A 19,396-nucleotide genomic window follows, 5' to 3' on the forward strand; every position below is an offset into this window, starting at 1 on the left:
GCCTCCATCCGGGAAGAAGGATGCCCGGAAGGTCAAAACGCCGCCACGAATTGCATTCTGTAGCGCAGAATGATACAATAGACCCGGCAGATCATCGCCGCCGGGCGTTTTTCCGGCAGAACAAAGAAAGAAGGCTTTTTTGATATGAGCATGAATACCGTTCCTGAGCGTCTGGCCGCCCTGCGCGCGGCCATGAAGGCAAATGGTGTGGACGTCTACCTCATTCCGGTGGGCGACCCGCACGCCAGCGAGTATATGCCGGACCACTACACCGCTCTGACCTACTTCTCCGGTTTCCACGGCGAGAACTCCAACTTCGTCGTGACCATGACCGAGAGCGCCGTCTGGGCGGATGGCCGCTACTTTGTGCAGGCCGAGAAGGAAATTGCAGGTACTGAGATCCAGCTGATGCGGATGGGTGAGCCGGATGTGCCCACCGCCGAGCAGTACTGCGCCAAAGTCCTGCCCGAGGGCGGCAAGCTGGGCCTCTGCGGCCTGACGGCCTCCTGCGGTCTGGTGCGCAGCCTGCAAAAAGAGCTGGACGCCAAGAAGGGCACCATCAAGCTGCTGAACCTCGAGGACGAGCTGTGGACCGAGGGCCGTCCCGCCCTGCCTGCTACCCCGGCGTGGATCCTGCCGAAGGAATATGCAGGCTTCTCCCCCGCTGAAAAGCTGGGCCAGCTGCGTGCGAAGCTCTCTGAGCTGGGCTGCACCGCACAGCTCGTGGGCAAGCTGGACAACCTTGCATGGCTGCTCAACCTCCGCGCCATGGACATCCAGTGCACCCCCTATGCCATGGCCTACTGCTACGTTACCCCGGACAAGGCGACTCTCTTCATCAACACCGCCCGCGTCAGCGCGGAGGCAGTGGCTGAGCTGAAGGAGAACGGCGTCGAGCTGGCAGAGTACGACGATGTGCTCTCCTTCCTCGCCGCCCAGACCGAGACCCAGACCGTGCTGGCCGACCCCGCCTCCGTCAACTATGCTGTCTATCAGACGCTGGAGGCCAACCCGGCCCTCACCGTCAAGGATGAGGCCGACCCCCTGCTGCCCATGAAGGGCGTCAAGAACGAAGTCGAGCTGGCCCACACCCGCGAGGCCCACCTCCGGGACGGCGTGGCCATGGTGCGCTTCCAGATCGAGCTGGAGAACCGTCTGGCTGCCGGCGAGGAGCTGACCGAGCTGACCATCGACGAGCTCCTCCACAAATACCGCAGTGCACAGGACAAGTTCCTGACCGAGAGCTTCGGCACCATCGCCGCCTACGGCCCGAACGCTGCCATGATGCACTACCACGCCACCGAGGAAGATCACGCAAAGCTGGAGAAGAAGGGCTTCCTGCTGGTGGACAGCGGCGCGACCTACATGGATGGCACCACCGACATCACCCGCACCTACCCGCTGGGCGAGCTGACCGAGGACGAGCGGCTGTTCTATACTTGGACGCTCCAGTGCCACATCGACATCGCCCGGGCTGTCTGGCTGGACTACTGCGACGGCCATATGCTGGACACCATCGCCCGCGAGCCGCTGTGGCGCCACCTCATCAACTACCGCTGCGGCACCGGCCACAGCGTCAGCCATGTGGGCAATGTCCACGAAGGCCCCCACGCCCTGAACGGCCGCAATACCACCGTCTTCAAGCCCGGTATGATCGTCACCGATGAGCCGGGCGTCTACGAGGGCGGCGTCGTGGGCATCCGCATCGAGAACGAGCTGGAGTGCTATCACAAGGCCTCCAACCAGTACGGCGAGTTCCTCGCCTTCCGTCCGGTGACGTTCGTGCCCATCGCCACCTCCCCCATCGTCCCCGGCGTGCTGAGCCGCGACGAGCTGGATTGGCTGAACGCCTACCACCGCGAGGTCTTCGAGAAGCTGGCTCCCCGCCTGACCGAGGATGAGCGCGACTGGCTGGCCAAGAAGTGCGCTGCCATCGGGGCATAACAAATAAAAGAAGGGCTGCGGCATATCGACAACCTCTCCGTCATTGCTTCGCAATGCCACCTCTCCTATCGAGGAGAGGCCTTGGCATTCTGGAAAGCTTTCCCTCTTCGCCAGAGGCTCCCCTCGGTAGGGGAGCTGTCGAGCGAATGCGAGACTGAGAGGTTGGGATGTGCAACAGCCCGTTTTTGTTTCTCGTCAGGACCTTTGCTCCAGCTCGGCCTTGTGCTCTTTCCAGTAGGCCTTGGCCTCGTCGATGACCTTTTTGAAGGGGCCGGAGGGATAGGTGCTCTCGGCGATGTCGATGAGGAACTTGTAGAGCTGGGGACGCACCTCCTCGTACATCCCGAGGCGGGTGTAGAGGTCTTTGTAGTAGCGGAACACCTGAATTTTGTTCTGCACGAGGGTGGCGGGCTTGATCTGGGTGTGGCAGATGCTCTGGGGGTTCTGGACGTAGTAGTAGCCGGGCTGCGGGATGGACGCAAAGACCTCGGCGTACTGGATATACTGCATATTGAACACGAGGTCTTCGGCCCAGCGCATCTCGCTGGTAAAGCGGATGTCGTGGGCCGCGAAAAGGTCGCGGCGGTAGAGCTTGTTCCAGAGCACGCCGTAAAAATACGAAGCGGGCTTGTCCATCAGGCGGAGGGCGAAGGTGTCCTTGTCGTAGATGCCTGCGGGCAGGAAGCCGTATTCCCTCGTTTCCGGCGGGCGGGCAACGTGCATGACGCCGAGATCGTCCTGAATCTTTTCCAGCACCTGCCCGGGCTTGGATGCCCCGGCGGGGATGACCATGGTGTAGGGCGAGATGACGAGGTCAGCGCCCGACTGCTCCGCCGCCTCCACCAGCCGGGCTGTGTAGTCCGGGGCGATGTAGTCATCGCTGTCCACGAACTGGACGTACTTACCGCTGGCCAGCTTGAGGCCGAGGTTGCGGGTGTCGGACACGCCGGAGTTGGCCTTGTCCACCAGCAGGATGCGGCTGTCCTTTTTGCGGAACTCCTCGCAGACGGGCAGGCTCTGGTCCTTGGAGCCGTCGTTGATGACGATGATCTCGAGATCCTCATATTGCTGGGCACAGATGCTGCCAAGACAGCGGTTCAGATGGCTCTGGGCATTGTACACCGGCAGGATGATGCTGACGAGGGGCATTTCCATAGCAGTTTCTCCTTTTATCGCAATTTTCAAAAATAGCGCCTGTCAAAACGGCATCTTTGCGATAGCGCTTTTTACAGCAATGATACTCCCACCGGGCCGAAAAAGCAAGCACCCGGCGGAAGGCCCGAAAGGGGGCTTTGAATTGATCTTCCATATCGCAGTGTGCAGCCCGGACAGCGTCCTCCGCAGCCGGGTGGAGCGACAGTGCCTCGACTATTATGCCCGGCGGGACGATGCCTGCATCGTCGAGCAGCTGGACGGCCCGGAGGCCCTGCTGGCCCGGGACGACGCCGGGGAGCGGTACGAGCTGTATCTCATCGAGCTGCCCAGCACGGCGGCCGCTGCGTCGCTGCGAGCGGCGGCGGCGCTCCGCAGCCGGGGACGCAGGACGCCGATGGCCTTTCTGGCCCACACGCCCGCCCACGCCTACAGCGCCTACCGGGTGGACGCCATGCAGTATTTATTGCTGCCCGTCCCGCCCGAGCAGCTGATGGCCCTGCTGGCCCGGGCCACCGAGCCGGAGTACGGCCCGGCCATCCCGGTGGCCACGGCGTCGGGGCTGCGGGTGCTGCCCTTCGCGGACATCGAGTACCTCGAGTGCACCCACCATGTGGTGCATTTCCACCTCGCCAGCGGCGAGGATGTGCCCTCCCTCTCGGTCCGGGTCCCCTTCGCGCAGGTGGCCCAGCCGCTGCTGGCGGACGAGCGCTTCGTCCAGCTCCACCGCTCCTATGTGGTCAATCTGGCGGCAGTCTCCCAGCTGGCGGCGGGTGAGTTCTGGATGCAGAGCGGCGCGCGGGTGCCTGTGCCGCGCGGACGGGAGCCTGCGGCCCGGACGGCGCTGCGGGATTATCTGGAAAAACAGTTTCAATAAACAGCAGTGGGGAGGCCCGGAATGAGCCTCCCCACTGCTGTTTTCATGTTGCTGTAATTCTTACCTTGCGATAAAACCGCTTCTTAAAGCTCCGCCCAGTCCAGCTGTGTCCAGTCGTGTATGTACTGGTCGGCGAGCCGCTGCAATTCCGGCTTGTCGGCGGCGCTGCACGCATCCTCGATGTCGATGAGGTAAAAGCCGCACTGCTTTGCGGTGCGGGAGGCGTAGACGGCGTCTTCACAGACGACGGCGTCGGCGGGGCAGCTGCCGCCCAGACGGCCCAGCACCTCATGGAACACGGCGGGGTGGGCCTTGCTCTTCGCGCCCTGTGCGGTGCAGAAAAACTCGAAATAGTCCGCCACGCCCAGCCGGGTGAGGACCTCTTTGCACTGGTCAGCCCATGTGTTGGAGCAAATGCACATCCGCGCCCCCTCGGCCTTCAGCCGGGCCAGCATCTCCCGGACGCCGGGCTTCAGCTCGACCTTTTGATACAGGTCCCGGATGACCTGCCGCATGGCGGGTTCGTAGTCCCGGAGGGTGAGGGGCAGGTCGTAGGTGTGGATGAGATACTCTGCCCCCTCCACCATCCCCATGCTCAGAAGGACGTCGTGGATGCCGGGCCGGGCCTCGCGGCCATAGCGGCGCAGCAGCTCCAGCGGTGCGCCCTGCCACACCACGGTCATGCTGTCGGTGAGGGTGCCGTCCATGTCGAATATCCATTGTTTGCGGTGCATCTGTGGTCCTCCTGAATCGTTCTGGCAAAGTGAGTTTATTATAGCATATTTTTTGTTACAAAAACAGAGAGAAATCTCCCGGGAAATATGCTATAATCTAGGAAAAACCGGAACGCATCAAAGGAGGCGGCAGATATGGCGCAGAACAACACCCCCATAAGGGCGCTGGTGCTGGCAGGCGGCGGTGCACGCGGCAGCTATCAGGTGGGCGTCTGGCGGGCGCTCGCCGAGCTGGGCTGGCGGCCCCAGATCATCACGGGCACCAGCGTGGGCAGCCTCAACGGTGCGATGTTCGCCCTCGACCTCTACGAGACGGCCCGGGATATGTGGCTCACCATCCGCAGTCAGGATGTGATAGAGCTGCCCGCCGAGGACGCGCCCCTGCCGGAGCTGCACGCCTTTCTCAAGGACGCCGTGACGCAGGGCGGCATGGACGTCACCCCGCTGGAAGAGATCGTGGAGCGGGTGCTGGACGAGGACGCCCTCCGCCGCAGCCCCATCCGGCTGGGTCTCGTCACGGTGGAGCAGAAGACGCTCAAGGCCCGGGAGCTTCCGCTGGAAGAGATCCCGGAGGGAAAGGTGAAAGACTACCTGCTGGCCTCGGCGGCCTGCTTCCCGGCTCTGCGCGCCCACACCATCGACGGCGTTTCCTATCTGGACGGCGGCTACCGGGACAATATGCCCACGGCGCTGGCCCAGAAGATGGGGGCGGAAGAGCTGGTCTGCGTAGACCTTGAGGGTGTGGGCATCACCCGCCCCAACCGCACCGGCCTGCCCACGACCCTCATCCGGAGCTACTGGGAGCTGGGCGACATCCTTCACTTTGACCCCGCCACCGCCCGGCGGAACATCGAGCTGGGCTATCACGATACCCTGCGGGCCTTTGGGCGGCTGCGCGGCTGTGCCTACGCTGTGGACAGCGGGGCCGGGAGCAGCGCGGACGCCGCCGCATTCCATGCGGCCTTTGAGGCCGTCCAGAAGGAGGTGCGGGAGAAGCACCCCTCCACCCTGACGGCGGACATTGCCCTCCTGCTGGCGAAGCTCTCGGATGCCGAGCTGGCCCCGCTGGAAGCCGTCGCCGAGGATGTGGGCGTGGACCCTGCCCCCTACTATACCACCCGCAGCTTGGGAGAAGCGTTCCTTGCAAAATGCGACTTTGAGCGCCTTTCGCGCTTCGGGCCGCTGTTCGAGGGCGAGGCAGGCCCGGCACAGGCCGCGCGGGCCGCGCTGCTGCCCAACACCTTTTTGCAGGCACTGGTCTGCCGGGCGCTGACCGGCAGAGTGCCGCCGGAGGAAATGGAAACATGAAGAGATACAAGGGATTTACCGCCTCGCCCGGCCTTGTGCTGGGGCAGGTGAGCCGTCTTGAGCGCCCGCCGCTGGTCTTTGGCGAGGGGCCGTTCCATCCCGAGCAGGAAAAGCAGGCGCTGGAAGATGCCATTCAGCTGGCTCAGAAGGAGCTGAACGATATGGCAGACCGCGCCGCCCCCACCGAGCAGGCCATCTTTCTGTTCCAGAGCATGATGCTGGAGGATGAGGGCTTCATGAATGAGGTCAACTTCCAGATCCGGGCCGGTGTGGGTGCAGCCGAAGCGATGGACCGTGTGGGCCGCCGCTACGCGGCCCAGCTCTCGGCCATGAAAGACAACGCCTATATGCAGCTGCGGAGCGTGGACATCCTCGACGTGACCCAGCGCATCACCAACATCCTCTGCCGCCGCCCCCGCAGCTGGCTGGCCCTCGACCACCCGGTCATCATCGCGTCGGATCTGCTTATGCCCACCGACCTGTTCAGCATCCCGCAGGGACGCATCCTCGGCCTTATCACTGCCGAGGGCAGCGGCCAGAGCCACGCGGCCATCATCGCCCGCTCGCTGAACATCCCGGGCATCACGCAGGTGGGCCGGGACTTCCTCGAGGACTGCGATGGCCGCGAGGTCATCCTGAACGCCACCGAGGGCGAGTGCATCCTTGACCCGGACGCCGCCGCCCGCCAGAGCGCCATCACCCGCATCTGCGAGCTGCAGCGCCAGAACGAGGAGCTGAACGCGCAGCTGGAGCTGCCCAACCGCACCCGGGACGGCGAGGAGTTCGAGCTTCTGGCCAACTGCTTCGGCCCGGAGGATGTGGGCACGGCCATGAGCTCCGGAGCGTCCGGCGTGGGCCTGCTGCGCAGCAGCTACATGATGCTGCCCGGCCACGCCATGGACGAGCAGGAGCAGTATCTGTTCTATACCTCCTGCCTCGCCGCCGCCAAGGGAAAGATGGTGACGGTGCGCACCTTCGACTTTGGTGCCGACCGCACGATGGCGGACGCCTATCAGGGCGTCCAGTCCTCCAAGCTGGGCCTGCGGGGCATCCGCAGCAGCCTGCGCAACCTGCCCCAGATGGCAGTCCAGATCTGTGCCCTCATGCGGGCTGCCGCCAAAGGCCCCCTGCGGGTCATGTTCCCCATGGTGACGGACATCGAGGACTGGGATTCCGCCATGCAGGTGGTGGACCACTGCCGCCGCAAGCTCGCGGAGCGGGGGGAAGAGTTCGAGCCGGATGTGCCCTTCGGCGTCATGCTCAGCATCCCTGCCGCCTGTCTGACGGCAGAGGATTTTACGGCCCACGGCTGCCGCTTTTTTGTCATCGGCACCAACGACCTGACCCAGTACACCCACGCCGTGAGCCGGGAGCTGGCCATTGCCGAGCACTACTACCGCCCCGCCAGCCCGGCCATGAAGAAGCTCATCGCCATGGTGGTGGACGCCGCGAAAAAAGCCGACATCCCTGTGACGATCTGCGGCCTTGCCGTCGGCAACGCCGTCAACGCCACCCAGTATCTCCGCCTCGGCCTGCGCAGCTTCTCCATGAGTCCCCAGAACCTTCTGGCCATCAAAAAGGCCCTGCGGGATGCAGAAACAAGATAAAGAAAAAGGGCGTCCCGCCGCGGCGGGACGCCCTTTTTGCTGCATATCATTCGAGATTTCCCGTCAGGGTCATGACGGCGGAGACGACGGCCAGAGGGGCCGTCTCGCAGCGGAGGATGCGGGGGCCGAGGCCTACGGTCTTTGCCCCGGCCTGCGCGGCCATCTCGGCTTCCTCGGCGGCAAAGCCGCCCTCTGCGCCGGTGATGACGGCGAGCTTCAGCTTTTGGCCGTCGGCGGGCTTTGCCTCGGCCAGCAGCTGGCGAAGGGGCGCGCCGCCGCATTCGTAGCAGAAGAGCACGAGGTCGTACTGTCCGAGGCTGCGGCAGACTGCGCCGAAGTTGGGCAGCGGCAGGGCTACATCCGGCAGCACCCCCCGTCCGCACTGTTTGGCGGCCTCGAAGGCGATGCGGTTGTAGCGCTCGTTTTTCTGCTCCTCCTTCTTGGGGGCGGCCACGCAGTACCGGCTGAAGAAGGGGATGAAGTGGTCACAGCCCAGCTCGACGCCGTGGCGGATGACCTGCTCCAGCTTGTCCTGCTTGGGGTAGCCCACCAGCAGGGTGACGTCCACAGTGGGTTCGGCGGCGCTGGGATAGCCCGGCTCGACGGAAAACTCCACCGTCTCGTCGCCGAAGCCGGTGATGGTGGCGGTGTATTCCACGGCGTTGCCGTCGCAGAGGATGACGGTGTCTCCCGGCTTTCCCCGCATGACGCGGGAGAGATGGTGGGCGTCAGCCCCCCGCAGCACGGCAGTGCCGTCGGAGATCTCGGTGGTAAAATAGCGGTGCGGCATAGTTCCTCCTGAGCGTCCTTGCCCTCTCAGTCACCTTCGGTGACAGCTCTCCCAGAGGGAGAGCCAAAGACGCGGCGGTGAGGCTTTGAGCCTCTCCCTTTGGGAGAGGTGGCATTGCGTAAGCAATGACGGAGAGGGCAAGCCCGTTAAAAAATTTACGCCTTCTTGCAGACGATGCACTCCCAGCCGCGCTTTTCCTTCACTTCCAGCACGGCGAGGCCGGCAGCTTCCAGCGCGGCGATGACCTCATCCTTCCGGCTGTCGATGATGCCGCTGGCGATGAAGACGGCGTCGTCGGCCATCAGGCCGGGGACGGCGGGGGCCAGCGCCATGATGGCGTTGGCCACGATGTTGGCGGTGATGATGTCGTACTTGCCGCTGGCCTTGTCGGACAGGTCGCCCACGAGGACGGTCAGCTTGTCGGCCACGCCGTTGAGGGCGGCGTTCTCCCCGGCCGTGCGGACGGCCACGGGGTCGATGTCCACGCCCTCGGCCACGGCTGCCCCCAGTTTAAGGGCCGCGATGGCGAGGATGCCGCTGCCGGTGCCGATGTCCAGCACCCGCTCGCCGCCCCTGACCCGCTCGTCCAGCACCTCAAGGCAGAGGTTGGTCGTCTCGTGGCCGCCGGTGCCGAAGGCGAGGCCCGGGTCGAGGATGAGCTTGACGCGGCTCGTCTCGTAGTCCTGCCACGAGGGCACGACGGCGAGGCGCTGGCCCACGTCCATCGGGTGGTAGTACTTGCGCCAGCCGTTCTGCCAGTCCTCCTGCTCTACGCCCTCGGTCTCGGAGGTGTAGGGGATGCCTGCGGCCTCCATCCGGGCCGCGATGAGGGCCAGCGTCTCCACCGGGGAGTCCCCCGGCTCGAGATACATATGGATGATGACGGTGTCCCGGGGCTTGTCCAGCAGCTCCTGCTCGATGAGGTCTACGTGGGCGATCTGCTCCACCTGCTCTTCGATGTCACTGTAGTCTTCGATATAGATGCCGCCCTCCGCGATCATGGTGGCCACGGCCTCGGCGGCCTCGGCGTCGGCTTTGGATACGGTCAGGCGAATATCAGTCCATTCCATAAGGATGCTCCTTCCGTGTATTCGGGATATACTGCCTTTATAGTACCCGATTCCGGCCCGGGATGCAAGCTCCCGGGGCGAAAGATGTGCGAAAAGGCTTTCTTTTTTTCCGGCGGTATGTTAATATGGAGTCGTACCCGGATCAGACCCGGGCGCTTCCTGCCGGAAGTGCCCGCCGCTGTGTTCCCCAAAGGAGGAATTATCGTATGTTTTTGGGAATGGATATTTATAGCTGGATCGCTGCCATCGTCATTGCACTCATCGTCACCTTCCTTCCGGTCTCTCTGCCGGTGAAGATCGTTCTGGCGATGGCGGCGATGGCCTGCTTTTATTTTGGCCGCAAGTACTACCACGACCACAAGAACGGCGGGGCGGAGACGCCCAGCATGACCTCGGCCGAGAGCGAGGCAATGGCCTCCGGCCTCCTGAAAGCCCTCGGCGGCAAAGGGAACATTATCAAGATGGACTACTGCGCCACCCGTCTCCGCTTCGAGGTGCACAGCTATGCCTCCGTGGATGAGGCCGCAGCCAAGGCCGCAGGTGCAGAGGGCGTGATCCGCCCGGCCAAGAATGCCTGTCAGGTGGTCATCAAGGGTGATGTGCAGGCCGTGTACGACGCCCTGCGCAAGCAGCTGTAAAACATCCGATGCAGCGCCGCCGGGAGCGGGCCTCAGTGCCCGGCCCGGCGGCATTTTTTAATTCAATAGGAAAGGAAACCCGATATGAAGCCCCAGAACCTCACTTGGAAAAAACTCACCGCCGACGAGCTGACGCGGGTGTATCTGGACGAGATGCGCCGCGACTTCCCGCCCAGCGAGCTGAAGCCTCTGAGCATGATATTGAACAGCGAGGCCGCCGGCATGGCCCACACATGGGGCGTGTTCGCGGAGGACACGCTGGTGTCCTACCTGCTGATGGTGCGGCCCGCGGGCTGCGAAGTGAGCCAGCTGGACTATTTCTCCGTCCTGCCCGCCTACCGCAGCTCGGGGGTGGGCGCAAAGCTGCTGGCCGCTCTGCCCGCCCACGAGGAGGGCGCAAAAGCCATCCTCATCGAGGCCGAGTGCCCCGAAAAGGCGGACGACAGGGCGATGGCCGTCCGCCGTCTGGGCTTCTATGCCCGCTGCGGCGCAGCTGACACCGGCTGGACCGAGCATCTCTTCGATGCATGGTTCCGGGTGCTGGTGCTGCCCGCCGAGGACAGCGCGATGGAGGCCGGGGAGGCCAACAAGGCGCTGGCCGACTGCTACAGCCGGGTCATGGGCGAGGATAAATGGCGGAAATACGTCCAGCTCTACCGCCCGGACGGCGAAGAAGAGAAATTTTAAGACAACACCGCGCAAAAGGCTGCTTCACGGAGGGTGGAGCAGCCTTTTTTGCACCCTCCGGTGGGCGGGATGCACAAAGGTCAGCGGCTGTTTTTGACAGTTTGACCGGAAATGTAAAATCGACTGCTATGTTTTCCACACGGACTTTACCAGAGGATGACAGTGGGATAAAACAACAGCACGAAGCTTTACCTGCATTTTGCACCGGTATGGTCGCAGCAGGATGGGCGGCGCGCTACAATAAAGACGTTCCGAGAGAGACAACAGGGAACAAGAAAAAGGAAAACACATCCCGGCCAGAACGTAGGGCCGGCCCATCCGAAGGAGATATTTATGATGAAAAAGATCACTCGTCGTTCGTTCCTGTCCATCTGCGGCGCTGCTGCCGCTGCTGCTGCCCTGACCGCCTGCGGCGGTGCAGCTTCTTCTGCCGCCGCCTCTTCCGCAGCCGTTTCCAGCACTGCGGAGTCTGCTGCTTCCGGCGCTGCCCTGTCCGGCAATGTGGCCACAGGCGGTTCCACCTCCATGAAGAACGTCATCGCTGCTCTGACCGAGGGCTTCGCCGAGATCGAGCCGGACGTCACCGTCAGCTATGACCCCACCGGTTCCGGCGCAGGCATCACCGGCGCGACCGATAAGACGCTGGACATCGGCCTGTCCTCCCGTGCTCTGAAGGCAGATGAGACCGGCGTTACCGGTACCACCGTGGCTCTGGACGGCATCGCCATCATTGTCAACAAGAGCAGCAAGGTCGAGGATCTGACCGTCGATCAGCTCAAGCAGATGTTCACCGGCGAGATCACCAACTGGTCTGAGGTCGGCGGCGACGACGGCGAGATCGTTCTGGTGGGCCGTGAGGCTGGCTCCGGCACCCGCGACGGCTTCGAGAGCATCGTGGACGTCAAGGACTCCTGCAAGTATGCACAGGAGCTGACCGCTACCGGCGCTGTCATCAGCGCGGTGGAGGCCAACCCTCTGGCCATCGGCTATGCTTCCCTGTCTGCTGTCGGTGACACCGTCAAGGCTGTGACCGTCGGCGGCGTGGAGTGCAGCGAAGAGACCGTCAAGGATGGCAGCTACGAGGTGCAGCGTCCCTTTGTCTTCGTCACCAACGACGCTGTCACCCTTTCCGCTCAGGCTCAGGCCTTCTTCGACTTCGCTACCAGCGCTGACGCCGCCGACCTCATCCGCACTGCTGGCGCTGTCCCGGTGAACGAGTGATTTTGAGCGCGAACGCTCAGGTGTTTTTATGAAAAAGTTTGAGCTGCCCCGCACTCCGGCCCAGTGGCTGGAGGCCATCATGAATGCCATCTTCTTTCTCTGCGGCATCCTCGCGGTGGGCTGTGTGGCTGTCATCACGGTTTATATGTTCCTGTCGGGCCTGCCCGCCATCGGGAAGATCGGCCCGCTGAAGTTCCTCTTCGGCACCGAGTGGGCCTCCACGGCCGCCGAGCCGAAGTACGGCATCCTGCCCTTTGTGCTCTCCAGCATCTACGGCACGCTGGGCGCATCCCTCATCGGCGTGCCGGTGGGCCTGCTGACGGCGGTGTTCCTCTCGAAGGCCGCAGCGCCCGGCGTGCGGAACGTCGTGGTCACGGCGGTGGAGCTGCTGAGCGGCATCCCCAGCGTGGTGTTCGGTCTGCTGGGGATGCAGGTGCTGGTGCCTGCGGTAGCAAAAGCCTTTGGCAAGGCCTCGGGCGCCTGCCTGCTGTCGGCCATCGTGGTGCTGTCCGTTATGATCCTGCCCAGCATCGTCTCGGTGTCGGTGACGGCCCTCAACGCTGTCCCGCTGGAGTATGAGCAGGGCAGCCTCGCGCTGGGCGCTACGGACACCGAAACATGGTTCAAGATCAGCATCCCAGCGGCAAAGAGCGGCATCGCCGCCGGTATCGTGCTGGGCATCGGCCGCGCCATCGGCGAGGCCATGGCCGTCATGATGGTGGCCGGCAACAGCCCGAATGTGCCGGACGGCCTCTTCCGCAGCGTCACCTTCCTGACTACGGCCATTGCGAAGGAGATGAGCTACGCCAGCGGCCTGCAGAAACAGGCGCTGTTCAGCATCGCGCTGGTGCTGTTCGTCTTCATCATGGCCATCAATGTGCTGCTCAACGCTGTGCTGAAGGGAGGAAATAAGGATGAAACGTGATTTCTCCCCCTCCCGCCGTGCGTGGAACATCGCGCTGACGGCGGCGGTCTGGGCTGCGGCGGTGCTGGTCATCGCCCTGACGGCGGGCGTCATCGGGCTGGTGCTCATCCGGGGCATTCCCCACATCAGCTGGAATTTCCTTTCCACCACCGCCAGCGTCCTCAAGGGCACCGACGGCATCCTGCCCGCCATCCTCAACACCCTGTATGTCATCTTCCTGACCCTGCTCATCGTGCTTCCGCTGGGCGTGGGCGCGGCGGTCTACCTGACCGAGTACGCCTCCAACCGAAAGCTCATCGAGGTCATCGAGTTCACCAATGAGACGCTGGCAGGCATCCCCAGTATCATCTACGGCCTTGTGGGTATGCTGGTCTTCGCCCAGACCATGGGCTTCAAGACCTGCCTGCTCTCCGGCAGTCTGACGCTGGTGGTCATGAACCTGCCCACCATCATCCGCACGACGCAGGAGTCGCTCAAGACGGTGCCGCAGGGCTACCGTGAGGGTGCCTTGGGCCTTGGCGCAGGCAAGTGGCACATCATCCGCACCATCGTGCTCCCGTGCAGCATCGACGGCATCGTCACCGGCTGCATCCTTGCTGTGGGCCGCATCGTGGGCGAAAGCGCCGCCCTCCTCTTCACCGCAGGTGCGGCGGAGGTCATCGCGGGCAGCATCGCCAAGGCCTACACCTCCAACGGCGCGACCCTCTCGGTCCTGCTCTATCTGCGGGCCTTCGAGGACGGCGACTTCGCCTCCGCGTGGGGCATCGGTGCGGTGCTGCTGGTGTTGGTGCTCCTCATCGACCTTGCAGCCCGTCTGGCAAAAACAAAGCTGAAACAGAAACAGTAAACCTCTCCGTCATCGCTGCGCGATGCCACCTCCCCTATCGAGGGGAGGCCTTGGCATACCGGAAAAGTCGGCCTCTTCGCCAGAGGCTCCCCTACCAGGGGAGCTGGCGGGCGCAAGCCCGACTGAGAGGTTGTACGAAGGCGCAGCTAACAAATACAAGGAGTCTGTATGGCATCGATTATTACAGCCAAGAACCTGAACCTCTGGTACGGTGACTTCAAAGCCCTCAAGAGCATCTCGCTGGATGTGGGCGAAAAAGAGATCACGGCCCTCATCGGCCCCTCAGGCTGCGGCAAATCCACCTTTCTGAAGACCCTGAACCGGATGAATGACCTTGTGCCGAATGTCCGCATCGAGGGAGATGTCCGGCTGCGGGGCGAGGATATTTTCTCGAAGGAGATGCAGCTGACTGACCTGCGCCGCCGCGTTGGCATGGTCTTCCAGAAGGCAAACCCCTTCCCCATGAGCATCTACGACAACATCACCTATGGTCCCAAACTCCATGGCGTCCACAATAAGGCGGAGCTGGACGAGCTGGTGGAAAGCTCTCTGCGGGGCGCTGCCCTCTGGGACGAGGTGAAAGACCGCCTCAGGAAGAGCGCGCTGGGCCTTTCCGGGGGCCAGCAGCAGCGCCTGTGCATCGCCCGGGCACTGGCGGTCAAGCCGGAAGTGCTGCTGATGGACGAGCCGACCAGCGCCCTCGACCCCGGTTCCACCATGAAGGTCGAAGAGCTGATGAGCGAGCTGAAGAAGAACTACACCGTGGTCATCGTCACCCACAATATGCAGCAGGCAGCCCGCATCAGCGACCGCACGGCCTTCTTCCTGCTGGGCGAGCTGGTGGAGTGCGGCCCCACGAGTGAGATCTTCAGCACCCCGAAGGACAAGCGCACCGAGGACTACATCTCGGGCCGCTTCGGTTAAAAAGGAGGGTTTGCGATATGAGCACACGCACACAGTACGACGCCGACCTCGCGGCCCTGAAGGCTTTGCTGGCCAAGATGGGCCAGCTGTCCGCCGACGCGGTGGAGGACGCGCTGGAGTCCCTCTGCACGGCTGACGCCGAGGGGGCAAAGGAGATCATCAAGGGCGACTCTGAGGTCAACCGGATGGAACGGGACATCGAGCACCGCTGCATGACCCTGCTGCTCCGTCAGCAGCCGGTGGCCAGCGACCTGCGCTTTATCTCCGCAGCCATGAAAGTAGTGACGGATGTGGAGCGCATCGGTGACCACGCCGCCGACATCGCGGAGATCGTGCCCCATCTGGCCGGTGTCCGCAAGGCGGGCGACCCCGCCGTAAGCAAGAGCATCGAGATGGGCCGGAAAGCCCACAAGATGCTGAACGACGCCATGGCCGCCTTTGCGGCAGAGGACGAGGCGGCGGCAAAGGCCGTCATCGAGGCCGACGATGCCGTGGACTACGACTTCAACAGCATCAAGCGGATGCTGGCAGCGGAGATCGCTGCCGACCCCGGGAAGATCGACGCCGCCCTCGATGTGCTGATGGTCATCAAGTACCTTGAGCGCATCGGCGACCACGCTGTGAACGTCGCCGAGTGGGTGGAGTTCCTGCGCACCGGCCGGTATCACCACGAGAATATGTTCTGAGTTCTGTTTTCCTCTTTTTCTTTTCCTGAAAAGCTGCTGCCCGGGTGTGGGCGGCAGCTTTTGTTTGTGCGCCGAAACCCCGTCTGAAAAATTTTGGAGATTTTCCCCCTCTGGTGCAATTTCCGGCCACGCTGTGTCGTATTATAAGCAGAAGCCTCCCAAAGGGGGCGCTTGTGAGACCTGAGCGCGGCCCGGCTCCGACATCCCCTTGTCTCCCGGCGGGCCGCGCCGCAACGGAGGATACCTATGGACACCAAGAAATTCCCGCTGGAAGCCCACGGTGTAGCCGTCAGCCGCGCCGAGCTGGTACAGGCGGCTTTGGATGAGATCACCCAGAATTACCGCGAGGCCAGCCTTTCCAATGTGGCCCGCAGCTACGGCGTCTCGCTGGCCTATGTCAGCGAGTGCGTCCGGGCGCAGACCGGCCGCACCTACAAGGAGCTGCTCCAGAAGCACCGGATGGAGACGGCCGCCCGTCTGCTGCGCCGCAGCGACTGGAACATCCAGCAGATCATCACCTATGTCGGCTACGAGAACACCAGCTACTTCTACCGCCTGTTCCACGAGCGCTACGGCCAAAGCCCCCGCGAGTACCGCCAGAGCCGCGCCGTCCGCACCCGCACCCCGGCCTGAACCGCAAGATCAAGATGCACCAAAAGGCGTCCCGTGCCTTCGGGACGCCTTTTGGTGCCTGTGCATGGAAAAATGAGGCGGAGTGTGCTACAATAGAAGCCAGACGTGCGCTGCGGCGCACAGAAAGAAAGGGTGGAAACGGAATGTTTCGTGGAGCAAGACACTCTGATTTGGAGCAGATCTTAGACATCTATGCCCGTGCCCGGAAGGTGATGGCTGCTTCGGGCAACCCGACCCAGTGGGGTGACGACTATCCGCCGAGAGAGATGCTGGAAGAGGACATCGACGCCAACCGGCTGTTCATCTATACGGTCAACGGCCGGCTTGAGGCGGTGTTCGCCTTCATTCTGGGGCCGGACCCCACCTATGCAAAGATCGAGGGCGGCAAGTGGCTCAACGACACCCTGCCCTACGGAACCATCCACCGGCTGGCCTCGGCGGGCCATCGCAAAGGCGTGACGGACGAGGTCATTACATGGTGTCTCGAGCACTGCGAGAGCCTGCGCGCCGACACCCACGAGGACAACAAGATCATGCAGCATCTTCTCGAGAAGAACGGCTTTGCCCGCTGCGGCATCATCTTAGCGGATGACGGCAAGCCCCGCATCGCCTATCAGAAGCTGTCTGCGACTCTGCCTCTGCGGGCAGAATAAGGAGGGACTGGACATTGAAGATCACACAGGTAAAGCTGGGCCGCATCTCGACCCCGCTCCGCGTCCCCTTCAAGACGGCGCTGCGCACCGTGCGCAGCGTGGAGGACGTCATCGTTGAGCTGCACACCGACACCGGCGCGGTGGGCTACGGCGAGGCACCTCCCACCGGCGTCATCACCGGCGTCATCACCGGCGACACCACTGGGGCCATCATCGGGGCCATCCGGGACCACATCGCCCCGGCCATCCTTGGCCGCGACCTCGACGAGTTCGAGGATCTGACCGCTGCGGTGCAGAAGGCCCTCGTGCACAACACCAGTGCAAAGGCGGCGGTGGACATGGCCCTGTGGGACCTGCTGGGCCAGAAGTACGGTGCCCCGGTCTACCGGATGCTGGGCGGCGCGCGCAGCAATATCGTCACCGACATCACCATCAGCGTCAACCCGCCGGAGGAAATGGCGCGGGACGCCCGCACGGCCCTCGAGCGGGGCTATGACTGCCTGAAGGTCAAGGTGGGCATCGACCCGGAGTTGGATGTGGCCCGTCTGGCCGCAGTCCGCGAGGCTGTGGGAAAAGAGGTCAGGATCCGCATCGACGCCAATCAGGCGTGGAATGCGAAGCAGGCCGTCCGCATCCTCGACCAGATGCAGGAAAAGGGCCTCGACATCGAGTTCGTCGAGCAGCCTGTGCCTGCCGCTGACCTCGAGGGGATGCAGTACGTCACCCGGAACGCCAGCGTGCCTGTGCTGGCCGACGAGAGCGTGTTCAGCCCCGCAGATGCCCTGCGCATCATGCAGACCGGCGCGGCGGACTTTGTGAACATCAAGCTGATGAAGTGCGGCGGCATCACCAACGCCCTCCGCATCGCCTCGGCGGCGGAGGTCTACGGCGTCGAGTGCATGATCGGCTGTATGCTGGAGGCGAAGATCTCCGTCAATGCGGCGGTGGAGCTGGCCTGCGCCAAAAAGATCATCACGAAGGTCGATCTGGACGGCCCGGTGCTCTGCAGCGAGGACCACATCCTCGGCGGCGCGGTCTTCAACGAGAAGGACATCACCGTATCGGATGCCCCCGGCATGGGCATCAAGGGCTTCGTCCCCGGCAAAGTGACCTATCTGGACGACTGAAAAATAAATAAGAATGACTTTCCCCCGGCAGAGTTTCTCTGCCGGGGGATTTTTCTGCCTTGCTGGGTGAAATATCTTAACTCTGTATGCGATACGAATACAGTTTTGTCGGCGGGGCCGGGAGGAAAAGGGAGAAATCGGATGGAACCGCCCGAAATATCTGCGGAAAACCTTTGACTTTTCTGCCGTGTGTGCTATAATAACACTTGTCTTTGGGAAAGAGACAGAAAAGTGTGCGCGGCGTGCGCACACATATGGAGGAGTGTTTTGATATGATGAATGGCGTAAAAGCCGTGGCAAAGAAGTACAATGAGGTCAGCCTCATCCTTCGCATCGTCGCCGGTCTGGTCATCGGTGCGGTGCTGGCGCTTGCGGTGCCGGGTGCGGGCTGGGTCGGCGAGCTGGGCAGCCTGTTCGTCGGCGCGCTGAAGGGCATCGCCCCGGTGCTGGTGTTCGTTATCGTGGCCAGTGCGCTGGCGCAGGGCAGCTCCAAGCTGGACCGCCGCTTTGGCACAGTCATCTGGCTGTATATGCTGACCACCTTCCTTGCGGCGGCCATCGCTTCCGTTACGAGCTTCATGTTCCCTGTGTCGGTCGTTCTGGCAGACGCTGCTCAGTCGGACGTGGTGCCGCAGGGTCTGGGCGAGGTGCTGAGCACCCTGATCACCAACTTTGTCGCCAACCCCATCAGCGCTCTGATGAGCGGCAACTACATCGGCATCCTGTTCTGGGCCTGTATGTTCGGCCTCGCCATGAAGAGCATCGGCTCGGATACCACCAAGAAGTTCCTCGCCGATACCGCCGATGCGGTGTCGCAGGTGGTGCGCTGGATCATCAATCTGGCCCCCTTCGGCATCATGGGTCTGGTGTATACCAACGTGTCGGGCAACGGTCTGGCCATCTTTACCCAGTACGGCAAGCTGCTGGCCCTGCTGGTGGGCACCATGCTGTTCATGGCGCTCATCGTCTCCCCCTTCATCATGTTTATCTATCTGGGCTGCAACCCCTATCCGCTGGTGTTCCGCTGCCTGAAGGAGTCGGGCCTGACCGCATTCTTCACCCGCAGCTCGGCGGCCAACATCCCCGTCAACATGGCCCTGTGCGAGAAGCTGGGCCTCGATAAGGATATGTATTCCGTCTCCATCCCTCTGGGCGCTACCATCAATATGGATGGTGCGGCTATCACCATCACCATCATGACGCTGGCTGCGGCCAACACGCTGGGCATCCCCGTGACCCTGCCTGCCGCCATCGTCCTGAGCGCCATGTCCGCTCTGGGTGCCTGCGGCGCTTCCGGCGTGGCCGGCGGCTCCCTGCTGCTCATCCCGATGGCCTGCTCCCTGTTTGGCATCTCCAATGATGTGGCCATGCAGATGGTCGGCGTCGGCTTCATCATCGGCGTGATCCAGGATTCTGTGGAGACTGCGCTGAACTCCGCCGGCGATGTGGAGTTCGCCGCTACCGCCGAGTATCACCAGTGGCTCAAGCAGGGCAAGCCCCTGCCGGACTTCCTCCGCAAGTAAAGTGCAAAAAAACAATGGCTGGAGCCGCGCGGCTCCAGCCATTGTTTCGT

19 protein-coding genes are annotated in these 19,396 nt (G+C 63.0%); 15 read left to right on the forward strand and 4 right to left on the reverse strand.

The features are described 5' to 3' along the window. Positions 1 to 144: 144 nt before the first annotated feature. A complete protein-coding gene (locus MTP38_RS01030; protein WP_249233967.1) occupies positions 145 to 1,944 on the forward strand; it encodes an aminopeptidase P family N-terminal domain-containing protein in 1,800 nt (599 codons plus the stop codon). A 195-nt stretch (positions 1,945 to 2,139) separates the two neighbouring features. Here the strand turns inward: MTP38_RS01030 and MTP38_RS01035 are convergent, their stop codons facing one another. After that, positions 2,140 to 3,099 carry a glycosyltransferase gene (locus tag MTP38_RS01035; RefSeq protein ID WP_227621810.1) on the reverse strand — a complete coding sequence of 320 codons (960 nt, stop codon included), beginning with the start codon at positions 3,097 to 3,099 and terminating at the stop codon, positions 2,140 to 2,142. A gap of 142 nt (positions 3,100 to 3,241) precedes the next feature. Between MTP38_RS01035 and MTP38_RS01040 the strand changes: the two genes are divergently transcribed. Continuing rightward, positions 3,242 to 3,973 carry a LytR/AlgR family response regulator transcription factor gene (locus MTP38_RS01040; protein ID WP_249233968.1) on the forward strand — a complete coding sequence of 244 codons (732 nt, stop codon included), beginning with the start codon at positions 3,242 to 3,244 and terminating at the stop codon, positions 3,971 to 3,973. 83 nt (positions 3,974 to 4,056) lie between these two features. On the opposite strand, the gene MTP38_RS01045 is transcribed toward MTP38_RS01040, so the two are convergent. Beyond that, entirely contained in the window at positions 4,057 to 4,707 is a 651-nt protein-coding gene (locus MTP38_RS01045) for an HAD family hydrolase (RefSeq protein ID WP_249233969.1), read from the reverse strand. Positions 4,708 to 4,842: 135 nt separating this feature from the next. Here MTP38_RS01045 and MTP38_RS01050 point away from each other — a divergent pair, with 135 nt between their 5' ends. Next, complete coding sequence (locus MTP38_RS01050) at positions 4,843 to 6,015, forward strand: patatin-like phospholipase family protein (protein ID WP_249233970.1); 1,173 nt, start codon at positions 4,843 to 4,845, stop codon at positions 6,013 to 6,015. Next, positions 6,012 to 7,622 carry a phosphoenolpyruvate--protein phosphotransferase gene (locus MTP38_RS01055; protein WP_249233971.1) on the forward strand — a complete coding sequence of 537 codons (1,611 nt, stop codon included), beginning with the start codon at positions 6,012 to 6,014 and terminating at the stop codon, positions 7,620 to 7,622. The genes MTP38_RS01050 and MTP38_RS01055 overlap by 4 nt, the downstream gene beginning before the upstream one ends. A gap of 46 nt (positions 7,623 to 7,668) precedes the next feature. Here MTP38_RS01055 and MTP38_RS01060 read toward each other — a convergent pair whose 3' ends face one another. Both MTP38_RS01060 and prmA read right to left on the reverse strand, forming a co-directional pair. Then, a complete protein-coding gene (locus MTP38_RS01060) occupies positions 7,669 to 8,412 on the reverse strand; it encodes an RsmE family RNA methyltransferase (protein ID WP_227620634.1) in 744 nt (247 codons plus the stop codon). Between the two features lie 155 nt (positions 8,413 to 8,567). After that, positions 8,568 to 9,482 carry a 50S ribosomal protein L11 methyltransferase gene (prmA, locus tag MTP38_RS01065; protein WP_249233972.1) on the reverse strand — a complete coding sequence of 305 codons (915 nt, stop codon included), beginning with the start codon at positions 9,480 to 9,482 and terminating at the stop codon, positions 8,568 to 8,570. A gap of 206 nt (positions 9,483 to 9,688) precedes the next feature. Between prmA and MTP38_RS01070 the strand changes: the two genes are divergently transcribed. From MTP38_RS01070 to sstT, 11 genes are all read left to right on the forward strand, one after another. Next, positions 9,689 to 10,120, forward strand: a complete 432-nt coding sequence (locus MTP38_RS01070) for a glucose PTS transporter subunit EIIB (RefSeq protein WP_249233973.1) — start codon at positions 9,689 to 9,691, stop codon at positions 10,118 to 10,120. Between the two features lie 84 nt (positions 10,121 to 10,204). Then, on the forward strand, positions 10,205 to 10,807 hold the full coding sequence (locus MTP38_RS01075; RefSeq protein ID WP_249233974.1) for a GNAT family N-acetyltransferase: 603 nt from the start codon (positions 10,205 to 10,207) through the stop codon (positions 10,805 to 10,807). Between the two features lie 336 nt (positions 10,808 to 11,143). After that, positions 11,144 to 12,028 (forward strand): phosphate ABC transporter substrate-binding protein, encoded by an 885-nt coding sequence (locus tag MTP38_RS01080; RefSeq protein ID WP_249234700.1) that lies wholly within the window; start codon positions 11,144 to 11,146, stop codon positions 12,026 to 12,028. Positions 12,029 to 12,056: 28 nt separating this feature from the next. After that, entirely contained in the window at positions 12,057 to 12,953 is an 897-nt protein-coding gene (gene pstC / locus MTP38_RS01085) for a phosphate ABC transporter permease subunit PstC (RefSeq protein ID WP_249233975.1), read from the forward strand. Next, positions 12,943 to 13,800 (forward strand): phosphate ABC transporter permease PstA, encoded by an 858-nt coding sequence (pstA, locus tag MTP38_RS01090; protein WP_227620639.1) that lies wholly within the window; start codon positions 12,943 to 12,945, stop codon positions 13,798 to 13,800. Before pstC ends, pstA begins: the two co-directional genes overlap by 11 nt. A gap of 168 nt (positions 13,801 to 13,968) precedes the next feature. Continuing rightward, positions 13,969 to 14,724, forward strand: coding sequence for a phosphate ABC transporter ATP-binding protein PstB (pstB, locus tag MTP38_RS01095; RefSeq protein WP_249233976.1), 756 nt, complete (start codon positions 13,969 to 13,971; stop codon positions 14,722 to 14,724). A 17-nt stretch (positions 14,725 to 14,741) separates the two neighbouring features. Next, positions 14,742 to 15,410 carry a phosphate signaling complex protein PhoU gene (gene phoU, locus MTP38_RS01100; protein ID WP_227620641.1) on the forward strand — a complete coding sequence of 223 codons (669 nt, stop codon included), beginning with the start codon at positions 14,742 to 14,744 and terminating at the stop codon, positions 15,408 to 15,410. A gap of 246 nt (positions 15,411 to 15,656) precedes the next feature. Continuing rightward, positions 15,657 to 16,043 carry a helix-turn-helix transcriptional regulator gene (locus tag MTP38_RS01105; protein WP_227620642.1) on the forward strand — a complete coding sequence of 129 codons (387 nt, stop codon included), beginning with the start codon at positions 15,657 to 15,659 and terminating at the stop codon, positions 16,041 to 16,043. A 170-nt stretch (positions 16,044 to 16,213) separates the two neighbouring features. After that, positions 16,214 to 16,696, forward strand: coding sequence for an N-acetyltransferase (locus MTP38_RS01110; RefSeq protein ID WP_412588840.1), 483 nt, complete (start codon positions 16,214 to 16,216; stop codon positions 16,694 to 16,696). Between the two features lie 14 nt (positions 16,697 to 16,710). Further along, positions 16,711 to 17,823: a dipeptide epimerase gene (locus MTP38_RS01115; protein ID WP_249233978.1), complete on the forward strand. Its 1,113-nt coding sequence runs from the start codon at positions 16,711 to 16,713 to the stop codon at positions 17,821 to 17,823. Positions 17,824 to 18,098: 275 nt separating this feature from the next. Then, the gene (gene sstT, locus MTP38_RS01120; RefSeq protein WP_249234701.1) at positions 18,099 to 19,346 is read left to right on the forward strand and encodes a serine/threonine transporter SstT; all 1,248 of its coding nucleotides are present in this window, start codon (positions 18,099 to 18,101) and stop codon (positions 19,344 to 19,346) included. Positions 19,347 to 19,396 lie beyond the last annotated feature (50 nt).

Source organism: Faecalibacterium sp. I3-3-89 (assembly GCF_023347275.1).
GTDB classification, from domain to species: Bacteria; Bacillota; Clostridia; order Oscillospirales; family Ruminococcaceae; genus Faecalibacterium; species Faecalibacterium butyricigenerans.

Coding starts and splice junctions, on each gene's coding strand:
- MTP38_RS01070 (WP_249233973.1), top strand. CDS start 9,689: ATGTTTTTGGGAATGGATATTTATAGCTGGATCGCTGCCATCGTCATT.
- sstT (WP_249234701.1), top strand. CDS start 18,099: ATGAATGGCGTAAAAGCCGTGGCAAAGAAGTACAATGAGGTCAGCCTC.
- prmA (WP_249233972.1), bottom strand. CDS start 9,482: ATGGAATGGACTGATATTCGCCTGACCGTATCCAAAGCCGACGCCGAG.
- MTP38_RS01080 (WP_249234700.1), top strand. CDS start 11,144: ATGAAAAAGATCACTCGTCGTTCGTTCCTGTCCATCTGCGGCGCTGCT.
- pstB (WP_249233976.1), top strand. CDS start 13,969: ATGGCATCGATTATTACAGCCAAGAACCTGAACCTCTGGTACGGTGAC.
- MTP38_RS01050 (WP_249233970.1), top strand. CDS start 4,843: ATGGCGCAGAACAACACCCCCATAAGGGCGCTGGTGCTGGCAGGCGGC.
- MTP38_RS01105 (WP_227620642.1), top strand. CDS start 15,657: ATGGACACCAAGAAATTCCCGCTGGAAGCCCACGGTGTAGCCGTCAGC.
- MTP38_RS01075 (WP_249233974.1), top strand. CDS start 10,205: ATGAAGCCCCAGAACCTCACTTGGAAAAAACTCACCGCCGACGAGCTG.
- MTP38_RS01060 (WP_227620634.1), bottom strand. CDS start 8,412: ATGCCGCACCGCTATTTTACCACCGAGATCTCCGACGGCACTGCCGTG.
- pstA (WP_227620639.1), top strand. CDS start 12,943: ATGAAACGTGATTTCTCCCCCTCCCGCCGTGCGTGGAACATCGCGCTG.
- MTP38_RS01030 (WP_249233967.1), top strand. CDS start 145: ATGAGCATGAATACCGTTCCTGAGCGTCTGGCCGCCCTGCGCGCGGCC.
- MTP38_RS01035 (WP_227621810.1), bottom strand. CDS start 3,099: ATGGAAATGCCCCTCGTCAGCATCATCCTGCCGGTGTACAATGCCCAG.
- pstC (WP_249233975.1), top strand. CDS start 12,057: ATGAAAAAGTTTGAGCTGCCCCGCACTCCGGCCCAGTGGCTGGAGGCC.
- phoU (WP_227620641.1), top strand. CDS start 14,742: ATGAGCACACGCACACAGTACGACGCCGACCTCGCGGCCCTGAAGGCT.
- MTP38_RS01055 (WP_249233971.1), top strand. CDS start 6,012: ATGAAGAGATACAAGGGATTTACCGCCTCGCCCGGCCTTGTGCTGGGG.
- MTP38_RS01045 (WP_249233969.1), bottom strand. CDS start 4,707: ATGCACCGCAAACAATGGATATTCGACATGGACGGCACCCTCACCGAC.